This is a genomic window from Synechococcus sp. BMK-MC-1, assembly GCF_014279955.1.
In the GTDB taxonomy this organism is placed as follows: domain Bacteria; phylum Cyanobacteriota; class Cyanobacteriia; order PCC-6307; family Cyanobiaceae; genus Synechococcus_C.
Genome location: NZ_CP047939.1, coordinates 2,155,940 through 2,168,531 on the forward strand (window position 1 = coordinate 2,155,940; position 12,592 = coordinate 2,168,531).

The 12,592-nt window shown below is 59.6% G+C and carries 15 protein-coding genes; 7 read left to right on the forward strand and 8 right to left on the reverse strand.

Annotation, left to right across the window (positions count from 1 at the left end; genetic code table 11):
• Positions 1–17 precede the first annotated feature (17 nt).
• Positions 18–1,250, forward strand: a complete 1,233-nt coding sequence (locus SynBMKMC1_RS12235) for an ABC transporter ATP-binding protein (protein ID WP_186471929.1) — start codon at positions 18–20, stop codon at positions 1,248–1,250.
• A gap of 21 nt (positions 1,251–1,271) precedes the next feature.
• Here SynBMKMC1_RS12235 and SynBMKMC1_RS12240 read toward each other — a convergent pair whose 3' ends face one another.
• From SynBMKMC1_RS12240 to SynBMKMC1_RS12260, 5 genes are read right to left on the reverse strand one after another with little or no spacing between them, the layout of a single operon-like run.
• Positions 1,272–3,656, reverse strand: coding sequence for an endonuclease MutS2 (locus SynBMKMC1_RS12240; protein WP_186471930.1), 2,385 nt, complete (start codon positions 3,654–3,656; stop codon positions 1,272–1,274).
• A complete protein-coding gene (locus tag SynBMKMC1_RS12245) occupies positions 3,656–4,054 on the reverse strand; it encodes a VOC family protein (protein WP_186471931.1) in 399 nt (132 codons plus the stop codon). Before SynBMKMC1_RS12245 ends, SynBMKMC1_RS12240 begins: the two co-directional genes overlap by 1 nt.
• 20 nt (positions 4,055–4,074) lie before the next feature.
• Positions 4,075–4,353, reverse strand: a complete 279-nt coding sequence (locus SynBMKMC1_RS12250; protein WP_186471932.1) for a hypothetical protein — start codon at positions 4,351–4,353, stop codon at positions 4,075–4,077.
• A gap of 38 nt (positions 4,354–4,391) precedes the next feature.
• Positions 4,392–5,393 (reverse strand): porphobilinogen synthase, encoded by a 1,002-nt coding sequence (gene hemB, locus SynBMKMC1_RS12255; RefSeq protein ID WP_186471933.1) that lies wholly within the window; start codon positions 5,391–5,393, stop codon positions 4,392–4,394.
• Positions 5,394–5,444: 51 nt separating this feature from the next.
• Positions 5,445–6,416, reverse strand: coding sequence for a DnaJ C-terminal domain-containing protein (locus tag SynBMKMC1_RS12260; RefSeq protein ID WP_186471934.1), 972 nt, complete (start codon positions 6,414–6,416; stop codon positions 5,445–5,447).
• Between the two features lie 116 nt (positions 6,417–6,532).
• On the opposite strand from SynBMKMC1_RS12260, the gene SynBMKMC1_RS12265 reads away from it, so the two are divergent.
• On the forward strand, positions 6,533–6,901 hold the full coding sequence (locus SynBMKMC1_RS12265; RefSeq protein ID WP_011933991.1) for a hypothetical protein: 369 nt from the start codon (positions 6,533–6,535) through the stop codon (positions 6,899–6,901).
• Positions 6,902–6,905: 4 nt separating this feature from the next.
• Positions 6,906–8,546, forward strand: a complete 1,641-nt coding sequence (locus SynBMKMC1_RS12270) for a SulP family inorganic anion transporter (protein ID WP_186471935.1) — start codon at positions 6,906–6,908, stop codon at positions 8,544–8,546.
• Between the two features lie 10 nt (positions 8,547–8,556).
• Here SynBMKMC1_RS12270 and arsH read toward each other — a convergent pair whose 3' ends face one another.
• Entirely contained in the window at positions 8,557–9,258 is a 702-nt protein-coding gene (gene arsH / locus SynBMKMC1_RS12275; protein WP_186471936.1) for an arsenical resistance protein ArsH, read from the reverse strand.
• Positions 9,259–9,452: 194 nt separating this feature from the next.
• Here arsH and SynBMKMC1_RS14560 point away from each other — a divergent pair, with 194 nt between their 5' ends.
• Positions 9,453–9,650: a hypothetical protein gene (locus tag SynBMKMC1_RS14560; protein ID WP_222930365.1), complete on the forward strand. Its 198-nt coding sequence runs from the start codon at positions 9,453–9,455 to the stop codon at positions 9,648–9,650.
• Positions 9,651–9,683: 33 nt separating this feature from the next.
• On the opposite strand, the gene SynBMKMC1_RS12280 is transcribed toward SynBMKMC1_RS14560, so the two are convergent.
• Complete coding sequence (locus SynBMKMC1_RS12280) at positions 9,684–9,902, reverse strand: DUF3764 family protein (protein ID WP_255486403.1); 219 nt, start codon at positions 9,900–9,902, stop codon at positions 9,684–9,686.
• Positions 9,903–9,985: 83 nt separating this feature from the next.
• On the opposite strand from SynBMKMC1_RS12280, the gene SynBMKMC1_RS12285 reads away from it, so the two are divergent.
• Together SynBMKMC1_RS12285 and SynBMKMC1_RS12290 are read left to right on the forward strand one after the other, a co-directional pair.
• On the forward strand, positions 9,986–10,234 hold the full coding sequence (locus SynBMKMC1_RS12285; RefSeq protein ID WP_011933995.1) for a hypothetical protein: 249 nt from the start codon (positions 9,986–9,988) through the stop codon (positions 10,232–10,234).
• Positions 10,231–11,079, forward strand: coding sequence for an SDR family NAD(P)-dependent oxidoreductase (locus SynBMKMC1_RS12290; protein ID WP_186471937.1), 849 nt, complete (start codon positions 10,231–10,233; stop codon positions 11,077–11,079). The genes SynBMKMC1_RS12285 and SynBMKMC1_RS12290 overlap by 4 nt, the downstream gene beginning before the upstream one ends.
• A 20-nt stretch (positions 11,080–11,099) precedes the next feature.
• On the opposite strand, the gene SynBMKMC1_RS12295 is transcribed toward SynBMKMC1_RS12290, so the two are convergent.
• On the reverse strand, positions 11,100–11,675 hold the full coding sequence (locus SynBMKMC1_RS12295; RefSeq protein WP_186471938.1) for a cupin domain-containing protein: 576 nt from the start codon (positions 11,673–11,675) through the stop codon (positions 11,100–11,102).
• Between the two features lie 402 nt (positions 11,676–12,077).
• Between SynBMKMC1_RS12295 and SynBMKMC1_RS12300 the strand changes: the two genes are divergently transcribed.
• Positions 12,078–12,395: a hypothetical protein gene (locus tag SynBMKMC1_RS12300; protein ID WP_222930366.1), complete on the forward strand. Its 318-nt coding sequence runs from the start codon at positions 12,078–12,080 to the stop codon at positions 12,393–12,395.
• The last annotated feature ends 197 nt before the right edge of the window (positions 12,396–12,592 follow it).

Genomic DNA, 12,592 nt, shown 5'->3' on the forward strand with positions numbered 1-12,592 from the left:
AGTGCCGGAGATTGGGCTTGGCAGGCGTTTGCTTCGAGGCGCTCAGCAAGAGCTACCCACCTCGGGGAGGATCCGATCCGGTCGAGGTGATCCGTGAACTCTCCCTCTCGATTGAAGACGGGGAATTTCTGGTTTTGGTCGGCCCTTCAGGCTGCGGGAAAAGCACGCTGTTGCGTTTGATGGCGGGTCTGGAGACCCCAACGTCCGGAGAAATCTTGATCGGAGACCAGCCCGTCAGCCGACTGCGTCCGGCCCAACGCAATGTGGCGATGGTGTTCCAGAGCTACGCGCTCTATCCCCACCTCAGCGTGCGCGACAACCTGGGGTTCGGGCTGAGGCGCAGCCGCAGGCGGACCGTTCTGCAGCAGATCGAGGACCAGCTGCATCGCACCACCCGGCGCTTTCCTCAGCGTCTGTCGTGGACATCGCCACGGGAAGCACGCCTGGAAATCCGGGTGAATGAGGTCGCAGAGGCCCTCGAATTGGATCAGCTGCTGGATCGGCTCCCCAAGGAACTGTCTGGAGGCCAAAAACAGCGGGTGGCGCTGGGACGGGCCATGGCGCGGCAACCAGACGTCTTCCTGATGGATGAACCTCTGAGCAATCTCGATGCCAAGTTGCGCGGCAGCACCCGCACGCGCATCGTTGATCTGCAGCGACAGCTGGGCACCACCACGCTGTACGTGACCCATGACCAGGTGGAGGCCATGACCATGGGCCACCGGATTGCGGTGCTCAATCAGGGCCGCCTGCAGCAGCTGGGCACACCGATGGAGCTCTACCGCTGGCCCTCGAACCTCTTCGTTGCCCAGTTCATCGGAAGCCCGCCGATGAATGTGCTTCCCGTCACAGTGGCTTCCGGGGGAACCCTGCTGCTCGGGGAGCGTCGCCTACCGGTCGAAGGCGCCCTGGCCGATGCGCTGCCCGCTCTAGAAGGCCAGCAGTTGAACGGCGGAATCCGCCCGGAACAGCTTCGGATTGCTCCAGCAACCAACCGCAATCTTCCCGCGGATGTGAGTCACAGCGAAGTGTTGGGCAACGAACAACTGATCACCTGCCGGCTCCTGGATGGCGGCCACTTAATCCAGGTTCGGGCCGATCCCGACCTGGACGCTCGCCCCGGATCCCGCGTGCATCTGGAAGCCGAACCCAGTGCATGGCGACTGTTCGATCGCCTCGGCGAGGCGATTGCCCGGCCCCAGCCATCCCGGTCGAACAACAACGAGCCGCTTCTGCCCAACTTGAACTGACGCTGCCGCCTGGGGAAGCGCTCAGCGCACCCACACCACGCTGCAACCGCCCCCCCCGTCTCCCTGGTCAGCATCCACAACCCGTTCCACATAAGCCAGGGACTGGAACCAGTCCCTGAGGCCACGTTTGAGCCGTCCAGTGCCGATGCCGTGAATCACCCACACCGGACCGCTCGCACCGCGCAGCACCTCTTCCACAGCCGACTCGGCTTCATGAACACGCATTCCGCGCACATCCACGGTGTTCCTGGATGTCCGCACCTCGGCACTGCCGCTCCCACGCCGCGCCTTCACCTGTACCTGAACCACCGGAGCAACCGGGGGATCGGGCTTGCGTCCGTCCAGGCTCTCAACGGCCGAGAGCTCCACAGTGCTGCGCATCACCCCGCAACGCACCTGAAGCTGCAGCCCATCGGCGGACACCTTCAGAACCTCAGCGGCCTTGCCGAGGGCCAGCAAGCGGATGCGATCGCCCACTTGCGGGCGCCAGCCTTGATGCCGGCGACGTTCCGGCTCAGGGCGGTGGCGATCCCCGAGTTTGCGCAAGCGCTGCCCTGCTTTTCGAGCGGTTTCGCCATCAGCACGATCATCGCGGAGCCGCCGGATCAGCTGACGCACCTCTTTCTGCCCAGCACGGATCGAGGTCTCCAGGCGCTGTCGTCCCTGTTCCTGCCGTTCCGCGGAATGCTGTTTCTGCTTCTCCCATCGCTGCAGGAGTTCCTCATGCAGCAATTCGGTTCTTGCCAGCAATGCCGCAGCATCTTCCGCCGCGGCCTGTTGGCGCATGCGCTGTTCTTCAAGACCACGGATCACGGTGTTCACCTCACCATCTCCTGCAGGGGAGAGCAGGGCGCGAGCCTCATCGATCACACTGGTCTCCAGCCCTAACCGGGTGGCGATCGCCAGGGCATTGCTCCGACCCGGGATCCCCCAGAGCAGGTGATAGGTGGGCGACAGCGTGTCGCTGTCGAAGGCGACTGAAGCGTTCTCAAAGCGAGAATCGCTGTACTTGAGAGCCTTGAGCTCACCGAAATGGGTGGTTGCCACGGTGAGCCGCGCACGGTCGGCCAGGGTGCGCAACAGTGCCGTCGCCAAAGCCGTGCCCTCACTGGGATCAGTGCCGGCCCCCACTTCATCCAGCAGCACCAGAGCAGGGGCCGGCCCGGAACGAATCGCCTCCAGGATGCGACCGATCCGTTTCACATGGCCGCTGAAGGTGGACAAGCTTTGCTGCAGCGATTGCTCATCGCCGATATCAGCGAGCACCTGGGCACACCAGGGAAGGGTGGGACTGCCCGTGCACGGCACCCAGAGCCCTGCCCGGGCCATCAAGGCGGCCAAACCGATGCTCTTCAGGGTGACGGTTTTACCGCCGGTGTTGGGGCCAGTGATCGCCACTACCCGCAGCGATGACGACACCTCCACGCTGACGGGCACCACGCTGGGACCCTGCTCATTGCGCTCCTGCCACACGAGCAGAGGATGGCGCAGGGTTTTCAGCTCGAACGGTGCATCAACCGCCGACTCCAGGCGGGGAGGAACCGCACCGAGCCACTGCCCGTAGCGACCGCGGGCGAGGGCCAGATCCAGCTTGAGCAGCACTTGCATCAGATGCTGGAGACCCTCAACCTGCTCAGCGACAGCCGCGCTGAGCTCAGCGAGCACGCGCTGCTCCTCCTCGCGGATCCGGCCGTCCACGTTGGCCAGCTTGTTCCCCAGGTCAATCACCACCTTGGGTTCCACGAACACGGTGCTGCCGGACGCGGAACTGTCGTGCACCATTCCCGGACATTGCCCGCCAGCACCGGCTTTGACGGCCAGGACGGGGCGGCCATGGCGCTCGGCGATCACGGTGTCCTGGAGATGGGCCGCCCAACGTCTGATCACGTCCTGAAGCCTGTCCCGTCGCTTGGCCCGCAGCTCCTGCCACTGCCGCCGCAGACCATCGAGGCCCGGGCTGGCGCGATCAGCAACCCGTCCCCCTTCTTCGATGGCGAATTTGAGGCGCTGCTCGAGATCAGGGAAGGTCGCCACATCCTCGAGCAGGGTCGTGCAAACGGGTCGCAGCTCCGGTTCATCGATCTGTCGACGCAACCGACGCGCGGCGGCCAGGGTGTCTGCCACCTCCAAAAGCTCCTCACCCGAAGCGGTTCCCCCTTTGCTGCAGCGCAACAGGGTTGGCGCGAGATCACGCACACCCTGAAAACTCAGCCCCCCGTCGAGAACACCATCCAGAGAGGCCATCTCCAAGGTCTGTGCCTGAAGCGTGAGGCTGGCTGGGAGCGAGTCTGGAAGGGGATCGCCCTTGCAGTGTCGACGCCCCTGCACCGTGCTGGCGAAACTGGCGAGGTGTTCACAGAGCCGCGGCCACTCGAGCAGTTCCAGGGTTTCCTGAAGTGCAGACATCAATCGGCTTCGGTTGCACCTGGCTGATTGGAGGGAATGCCACCAGGGGGCTCATAAAGCATTTCCAGCCAGTTGCCCTCCGGATCCCGCAGGTAAAAGGAGGCGGTGCCATCGCGGTGATCATGAACGGCACCCACAGCCACACCTGCGGCCTTCAATTGAGCGTGAACCGCATCCACTTCGGCACGGTCACGGAAGTGGAACGCGAAATGTGGCCCTGCAGCTTTGTAGTTCGGCCCCAGCAAAGCGAGACCGTCACGGGACTTGGCGGCTTCCATGTAGCACCAATCGTCTGCATTCCAGACCATCTCCATTCCCAGCTGGGAATAGAAAGCCACAGCCCTGTCCATATCTTCAACGCGGATGGCGACGTGGCCTAGGCGCTCCACCACTGGCATGGACCGGATTTCGAATCAGATCATTCTGAATGGTGCTCGACGTCAGACGAGAGGGCATCCGGCACCGGCCCGACGGTTGTGGGGTCGGTGTGAGGAGCCTTGGCGAAGGAAATACCCCAGGACGTTCGGCAGACGCATCCGATCGAGAAGCAGATCAATCCACTGCCGAGCAGAACCAAGCCCTCCGATCGGTCCTGACGATCTCCGCTGGTGAGCAGGTGGCCGGCAAGAATGAAGGCCACGGTCGCGCAAACAAAGGGAAGAGGGCTCCAAAAACGTAGTGGACGGCCAGACGTCATCAGCAATCAGCGCCTGCCCCCTGAGTAGCTCGGGTTCGTTATCCCTGCCGCAACCACGCAGCGGCATCACAAGCGTGATAAGTGAGGATCAGATCCGCACCGGCGCGCTTGAAGCTGAGCAAGGTCTCCAGCACCACGGCTTTCTCGTCGATCCAGCCACGCTCAGCGGCTGCTTTCACCATCGAGTACTCACCACTCACGTTGTAAGCGGCGATGGGCAACTCCGACTCTTCCCGCAAGCGGTGAATGATGTCGAGATAGGCAAGACCGGGTTTCACCATCATGATGTCGGCCCCTTCCTGCTCATCAAGCTGGGCCTCCGTGATGGCTTCTCTGGCATTGGCAGGATCCATCTGATAAGTGTCCTTGTTTTTGGGAATGGGCTTACTGCCGGCAGCGCGGGGCGCTGAATCGAGCGCTTCTCGGAACGGGCCGTAATAGGCCGAGGAGTATTTGGCGGTGTAGCTGATGATTCCCACATGCTCGAAGCCCTCGTCGTCGAGCGCTTCACGGATCGCACCAACCCGCCCATCCATCATGTCGCTGGGTCCGATCAGATCCGCACCGGCTCTGGCCTGAGCAACCGCCTGTTTGCAGAGCAACTCAATCGTTTCATCGTTGAGCACCACCCCCTGGTCGCTGACGATGCCGTCATGGCCATCGCAGGAGTAAGGGTCGAGGGCCACGTCCGTCATGATCGCCATCTCGGGAAGCTCCTGCTTGAGCTGTCGAATGGCCCGCGGGATTAACCCGTTCTCGTTGAAGCATTCCGCACCATCTTCGGTTTTGAGTCCCTCCGACACTTTCGGGAACAACACCACACAGCGGATTCCGAGATCCCAGGCGCGCCGCACCTCACCGCTGAGCTGCTCCAGACTCCAGCGCTTGGCCCCGGGCATGGCCCCGATCGGCTCCACAGCTGCGCCTTCATGCACAAACAGCGGATAGATGAAATCGGCAGCTGAGAGGCTGGTCTCACGCACCATGGCCCGCAGGGAAGCGGTGCGGCGCAGACGGCGTGGGCGGTAGGTGAGGTCCATCAGCGGGCCAAAGCAAGGTTGCGATCGTAAGCCGCAAACCTGGACGACTCCTCAAAGCCGAGCGGTTTGCAGCCAGTCGCGACGGGGGTCATCACCGCGCTCCTCACGCAAGCGCTCAAGCAGGGAACGCTGCGTTTCGGACCATTCAGGAGGCCACTGCAGGGTGAGTGTGAGCAGAAGATCTCCGCGACCGGTTTTCAGCGGCCAGCCCTTGCCTTTGAGGCGCAGAGTGCGGCCTGGGCTGGTTCCCGCCGGGATTGACACCTCGGCTTCACCGTCCGGCGTCATCACGGTGACGGTGCCTCCGAGCGCCAACTCATCGAGAGCCACAGGGAGATCAGCCCGCAGCTGATCTCCCTCGAAACGCCAAACAGGATGGGACTGAACCTCCAGGTTCAAGTAGAGATCGCCGCGACGTCCCGTTCCCGGTTGGAGGTTGCCCTTCCCTTTAAGGCGCAGGCGAGACCCCGTCTTTACACCCGCTGGGATCCGCACCTGCACCCGTTCATCATTCACCGAAAGGGTGCGTTCAGCACCACGAAAGGCCTCAGCAAAGCTCACCTTCACTGTGGCTTCTGCATCGAGATTCACCGGAGGGCGGGACGCTCCTCGGGGAAAGCCGCCGCCAGCAAAACCACCGGGGAAACCACCACCGGCGAAACCGCCCGGCGCGCCACCAAAGCCACCAGCACCCGGACCGCCAAAACGGCCGAGCAGGTCATTGATGAAATCATCGAAATTGCCGTACCGGCCAAAGTCCACATCCCCACCACCGGCACCGCTGCCGGCCTGGTTCCAGTACTGCCCAAATTGTTCGTAGCGCTTGCGCTTCTCAGGATCTGAAAGAACCTCGTAGGCCTCACTCACTTCCTTGAACTTGGCCTCAGCGTCTTTGTCTCCGGGGTTCACATCCGGGTGGTACTGCCGGGCCAGTTTGCGGAACGCCCTTTTGATGGCGTCAGCATCGGCTCCACGATCCACACCGAGCACCTTGAAGTAATCGCGGTACCCACTGCCTGCCATGGTGATCGTTCAGCCCGAAGACTCCACTACAACTGAGTCTCCCAGTTCCATCCTGAGTTCGGCACCTTGGCCGCAGGCCGGATGCCCGTACGCCCGAACGCACGTACATTTTCAAAATGAACCGACTTTTTCTTCTGGGCACGCTCTCCAGTGCGGGGCTTGGTCTTCTCGGTGCGGGGATGGTGCACTCAGCTCCCGACCCAGCGGCTCTGGCTGACCATCTCAGCGAGACCAAGGTTCTGTACTACGGATCCTGGCGGTGTCCCGCCTGTCAGGCGCAAGGTCGTCTATTTGGCGATGCGGTCACCAAGCTTCCTTACGTGGAATGCGCCAAACCCCAGGAGCTGCCTATTCAGGCCGCTGCCTGCAAAACAGCCAAGATCCGCGCCTATCCAACCTGGATCTTGCCGTCCGGTGAACGCCGCGAAGGGGTGCAATCACTGGAGGAACTTGAGGTTTGGTCAGGGATGAGCCCAACACCCTGAGGTGATGAACCAACGCAGGCACGCTGTCATTCATGGCTTCAGCTGGAGCCATTGGCGTGGAGATCTCTCCGGCGGGCTCACCGCAGCGGTTGTGGCACTGCCCCTGGCATTGGCCTTCGGCAATGCCGCCCTCGGACCGGGTGGAGCCATTTATGGGCTCTATGGAGCCATCGTGACGGGATTCCTCGCAGCTCTGCTTGGGGGAACACCTGCCCAGGTCAGCGGACCAACGGGCCCGATGAGCGTCACCGTGGCTGGCGTTGTCGGCAGCCTTGCGGCTGTCGGCGTCAGCCGTGAACTCAGCAGCGGGGAGCTGCTGCCGCTGGTGATGGCCGCCGTGGTGATCGGAGGACTCTTTCAGATCCTGATGGGAGCGCTGAGGCTCGGGCGGTACATCACGCTTGTTCCTTACTCGGTGGTCTCCGGTTTCATGACCGGCATCGGGGTAATCATCCTCTGCCTGCAAATCGGCCCGTTGCTGGGAATCAACAGCCGCGGCGGCGTGTTGCAGTCGTTGCAGATGGTGCTCACAGAGTTCAGTCCCCAGCCGGCGGCGCTGCTGGTGGGTGCCACCACCCTGCTGGTGGTGTTCGGCTGTCCGCGCCGGCTCAGCCAGGTGATTCCGTCACCCTTGATGGCACTTGTGCTGATCACGCCTCTGTCGCTGTGGCTGTTTCCAGACCAGCTGCCGCGCATTGGCAGCATCCCAGAAGGGGGACTGAGTTTCACTTTGCCGAATTGGCAGGAGCATCTGCCGGTTGTGCTGCGGGCTGGCTTGGTGCTGGCCCTTCTTGGCGCGATCGATTCGTTGCTCACCTCCCTGGTTGCCGACAACATCAGTCACACCCGGCATCGATCCGATCGCGAACTGGTGGGCCAGGGCGTCGCCAACAGCGTGGCCGGTCTCTTCGGCGGGCTTCCAGGTGCAGGGGCCACGATGCGCACAGTGATCAACATCCAATCCGGGGGGCGCACGCCCCTCTCGGGGATGACCCACTCGATCGTGCTGCTGGTCTTACTTTTGGGCGCCGGACCTCTGGCCGAAGGGATCCCCACCGCCCTTTTGGCGGGAATCCTGATCAAGGTGGGCGTCGACATCATCGACTGGGGGTTCCTGCGTCGCGCCCACCGGCTCTCCTTCAAGACGGCTTTGGTGATGTGGGGTGTTCTGCTGATGACCGTGTTCTGGGACCTGATCGGCGCAGTGCTGGTGGGAATGTTCGTGGCCAACCTGCTCACGATCGAGTCGCTCACCGCCCATCAGCTCGGCACCATGAACAAACACCAGGAACCGCTGAACGCTGAAGAGCAAACCCTGCTGAAACGCTGCGGAGATGATCTGATGCTGTTCAGGCTGCAAGGGCCTCTCAGTTTCGGAGCAGCCAAAGGAATCAGTGAACGGATGATGCTTGTGCGCCAATACCGGATTCTTTTGCTGGATATCACCGATGTCCCCCATCTCGGGGTCACAGCCAGCCTGGCGATCGAGCGCATGGTGCAGGAAGCGGCACAGCACGACCGGGAGGTTCTCGTCGCCGGGGCCGCCGGCAAGGTGAAACACCGTCTTGAACTGTTCGGCATTCCATCGCTCGTTGATACGCGCCTCGAGGCCTTACGCGAGGCCGAACAGCGCCTCAACAGTTGATGATTCAGCGTCATCGCCCTTCGGTGATGGCAGCGATCCCCATGCGCTGCTCGAGCATCTGCGCCGTCTCCTCACGCTCACTGAAACGATCCGCCAGCTGGCGCTGATTGGGACGGATCAGAAGGGTGAAACGGATCAGCTCCTCACACACATCAATCAAACGCTCGCGATACGAGGAATGTTTCATCGTGCAGTCGTCGTTGAATTCAGCAGTGGAGCGAGGAACACTGCTCTGATTCGGGATGCAGATCATGCGCATCCAGCGACCAAGAATGCGAAGGCTGTTGACGGTGTTGAACGACTGAGATCCTCCTGATACCTGGGCAAGGGCAAGGGTTTTTCCTTGCGTGGGCCTGGAGGCGCCACTCTGAAGCGGGATCCAGTCGATCTGATTTTTGAAAACACCACTGAGATTTCCGTGCAGTTCAGGTGAACACCAGAACTGCCCCTCCGACCAAGCCACCAACTCCCTGAGCTCCTTCACCTTCGGATGATCCGACAACTCAGAATCAAGAGGGGGAAGATCATGGGGATCAAACACCCTGACCTCAGCCCCCATCGCCTCGAGGATGCGCTGGGCCTCCAGGGTGAGGCAGCGGGAGCAGGAGTTGGCACGCAACGAGCCATACAGGGCAAGGATTCTTGGCCGGTGACTGATCGCTTGAACGGGCTGGAACTGCTCGAAGGAAGGAACGGGAGGGTAGATAACCATGAATTCATCAACCAAACTTGATGAATTCAGCCTTGCCGGTCTTGCCTGGGATGGCCATGGGGGTGACCGAACCTGATGGGCGCAGAACCGCACTCGAGCGCAGAAGCCGCAGCAGTTAGAGAACAAGAACCATCACAACAGCCTGAGGCCGACCGAGGGCTTCCGGTCTAAACCACAAAAAGAGGCTCTCAACCATGATCAATTCTCTTTTGATCGCCCAGCTTTTTTTCGCAAGCGATTACCAAGGCTGGGTCGACAGCCAGACCCCTGCAGAACTGTGCCAGGAGTACCAAGACGGAATGATTCAACAACAGTATTTACCGGGAGGACGTTCTCAAACGCCCTGCGGTGAGGGAACGCTTGACGACCCTCTGGATTACATCCCTCAATAAAAGAAACAACGCCAAGAGCGATTGAGGTGATCGTCAGGCATCGAGGTAGGAGCTAATCACCGTGCTTTCGATCACGTGACCAGCACCGCGGATCATGTCCTTGTTGTCTTCAAAAATCTTTTGGGCCACCCCAACAGGGCCCTGCTGAACTGCGCACACTTTGGTGGGATCATCTTTGCTGACACCACGAAACAGTGAGTTCACCCCCACGGCGGCGTTCATTTTGGCAACAGCGTCGCTAGAAGCCAACACTCGGAGTCGCGATCGGGGGGCCTTGCGCGCCAATCAAGACGCACGACCGCTTACGCTTGAACCAGTTGTAGCGCAAAGACACCATGGAGTTTTCAATCGTGATTCTCAATCAATTCACAGGCCAATACCCAACAATCGAGTGGATCGACTGGAAAGATGACAACAGCAAGCAAATGAAAAGTGAAGGCGATCACTGGGCCAAGGCGACTCTTTCAGGAACAGATATCTGGAATTGCCTAGACACGCATCAGATCGATCCGAACCACCTCGTGCAATGGAGGCCTCTCAATGACACGCTGCACAAGGTGAGCCTTCCAAGCAGAGTGCGATGAAAGCCGCCTCTGTTCAGGCCAAAACAGCATTGGTCACAGGGTGTTCATCAGGCATTGGCCGAGCCATCGCATTCCAGCTGCGACATCAAGGCTGGCATGTTTATCCAACCGCTAGATCGGAACACGATCTTGCCCATCTGCGCAGTCACGGCTTCCAGGCTCTTCAACTTGATGTTCTGGATCCAAGCTCTATCCAAGACTGTGTCTCATCCCTCGCCAAGAGGTGTCCAAGCGGCATTGGCGCCCTTGTGAACAATGCCGGCATCGTGATCCCAGGCGCAGTGGAAGACCTCTCACGCGAGGACCTCAGCAAACAATTTGAGGTGAATGTGTTTGGCCTGCAGGAACTCACGAACACGCTCATTCCGACACTCCGCCATCAGGGGTGGGGGAGGATTGTGCACATCAGCTCGATTTTTGGAGTGCTCACAGCACCCATGGTTGGTGGCTACTGCGCATCCAAATATGCACTCGAAGCACTGGCGAATGCCCAACGCATGGAACTGCGAGGGAGCGGCGTTGCCCTAAGCCTGATCGAGCCTGGGGCCATTCGCTCCAACCTGCGCAGCAATGCCATGAAGCATCTTCAAAACAAGCTCTCAACAAAACACCATTTTCATTCTGAATACAAACAAACGCTCAAAAAACAAACCGCATCAAACCAACAGACAGGGCAAAGGATGCAATCACCTGAAATCGTCGCCCGCAAGGTTCACCACGCTATAGCCAGCAATCACCCAAAGAGACGATATTTCGTGACCAGCGAGGCACAACTTGGCGCCATAGCCAGCAGAGCACTCCCAGACTTCTTGATTGATCGCCTCATGCAATCAATCACACCATGACGGACTGCCATCCATTCAAGTCACGGGAAAACAATATCAATCGCCGAATCATCACTGGCATTCACATAAGCGCTGTGGGTGGGCTGAGCGATATTCATCACGACAATGCATTGTTCTTTCGTCTCAATAGCATGAAGTGTTCCCACGCTTAGCGCATAGGTGTCCCCAGCCTTCAGTGGATGCACTTCACACGATGCTGGGTCAGGAACTCCATTCCGAATCTTGCTGAGGTGAAGCCAGCCTTCTCCGTCCTGAACCATAAAGATATCGATAATCCCATGGCGATGGTAATGAGGTTTTTGAGACGTATGGGCTGGAATTTCAAACACAACCAGTTCGTAATCACCCTGGCGATGCAAAGATCCCTGGAGGACATTGGTCGTCGTCAGTGCTTTGCCCCGAAGAATGTCGTTGGAGTTGCGAATAACAGTGAGACCCACAGCTTCTGAAAGAATTGGTTCAAAGCATAAGGACGTGCCCAGACCGATGCAGGAGCAATGACCGATCCCCTGGCCATGCAGTGGTCTGCCTTTTGAATCGAGGCCCGCCAGTGAGGCGGGGAATGGTTCTTTATCTGACGCGAAAGCGTGGAGCATCCAGACGCGAACGATAGGGCTTCGCTTGGATGGTCCGAGAAGGTCGCGCAGGCCGGTATCGACGCGTAGGCACCGGTGTGTAACGCTCCGATGGAACTGGTTGATAGCGACGAGCGGGCACAGGCGCGGAGCGCACCTTGTAAGCCTGAACCGGAGAGGCAGGCATCAACAGAATCAATGCGGCGAGCAGAATCTTCGTCATGATGGTTGAGTGAAATCAGTTGGGAGCGAACCCCCTCGACTCCTTCAAGATCACAGCCCTTCTGGTGAACGCTGCTCCACAGCCTTGGTGCAGTTGGGGTGCAGTTCTGGTGGATTTCCGGTGAACCGCTCGATGCCAGCGGGATACAGCGTTGCCATGGGTTGTGATAACCAAATTGATAGCATTCTGAACAATGAATCATGCACTGCACTTTGAAAAAGTTTCTCTTAGCCGTTATTACACTCATTCCCGCCACCTTGGCATCCACCGCCCAAGCAGCCGAATACAAAGGCACCTGTTCGTTCAACTCACTAACGATGCCTTGTTCGGTGTCTCAGAATCCATTCACATTAACGATGCGCTGGGCTGACGGTGTCACAGAAACCTATGTGCATCAGGGCAATGGCGAGTTCTCTGACAAGAATGGCGGCATTTGGACAAGCAGCACTCATAACAACAATGGAATCCTTTTAAAGCACAAAAACGGCAATTCAATCAGCTTTACAGAAAACCGCTAAAAGCGGACATCAAGTTGCCAACTTTGACGCCAGCTGCGAGAAGGTGGCCCTGGACCAGTGACGTGGAACGACCTGCTGGGTGAACGGTGAGTTGACAGCAGGCAACACATACCCCGCCATTGCTGACGGGGTGAATGTTTTGTCGGGAGATCGATAGCGACAAGCACACCCCCTGCTTTTCCCTCTCGGATTTTGTA

Bases quoted from the DNA above. Each gene is read 5' to 3' on its own strand.
- SynBMKMC1_RS12240 (WP_186471930.1), bottom strand. From the start codon at position 3,656: ATGTCTGCACTTCAGGAAACCCTGGAACTGCTCGAGTGGCCGCGGCTC.
- SynBMKMC1_RS12245 (WP_186471931.1), bottom strand. From the start codon at position 4,054: ATGCCAGTGGTGGAGCGCCTAGGCCACGTCGCCATCCGCGTTGAAGAT.
- SynBMKMC1_RS12250 (WP_186471932.1), bottom strand. From the start codon at position 4,353: ATGACGTCTGGCCGTCCACTACGTTTTTGGAGCCCTCTTCCCTTTGTT.
- hemB (WP_186471933.1), bottom strand. From the start codon at position 5,393: ATGGACCTCACCTACCGCCCACGCCGTCTGCGCCGCACCGCTTCCCTG.
- SynBMKMC1_RS12260 (WP_186471934.1), bottom strand. From the start codon at position 6,416: ATGGCAGGCAGTGGGTACCGCGATTACTTCAAGGTGCTCGGTGTGGAT.
- SynBMKMC1_RS12265 (WP_011933991.1), top strand. From the start codon at position 6,533: ATGAACCGACTTTTTCTTCTGGGCACGCTCTCCAGTGCGGGGCTTGGT.
- SynBMKMC1_RS12270 (WP_186471935.1), top strand. From the start codon at position 6,906: ATGAACCAACGCAGGCACGCTGTCATTCATGGCTTCAGCTGGAGCCAT.
- arsH (WP_186471936.1), bottom strand. From the start codon at position 9,258: ATGGTTATCTACCCTCCCGTTCCTTCCTTCGAGCAGTTCCAGCCCGTT.
- SynBMKMC1_RS14560 (WP_222930365.1), top strand. From the start codon at position 9,453: ATGATCAATTCTCTTTTGATCGCCCAGCTTTTTTTCGCAAGCGATTAC.
- SynBMKMC1_RS12285 (WP_011933995.1), top strand. From the start codon at position 9,986: ATGGAGTTTTCAATCGTGATTCTCAATCAATTCACAGGCCAATACCCA.
- SynBMKMC1_RS12290 (WP_186471937.1), top strand. From the start codon at position 10,231: ATGAAAGCCGCCTCTGTTCAGGCCAAAACAGCATTGGTCACAGGGTGT.
- SynBMKMC1_RS12295 (WP_186471938.1), bottom strand. From the start codon at position 11,675: ATGCTCCACGCTTTCGCGTCAGATAAAGAACCATTCCCCGCCTCACTG.
- SynBMKMC1_RS12300 (WP_222930366.1), top strand. From the start codon at position 12,078: ATGCACTGCACTTTGAAAAAGTTTCTCTTAGCCGTTATTACACTCATT.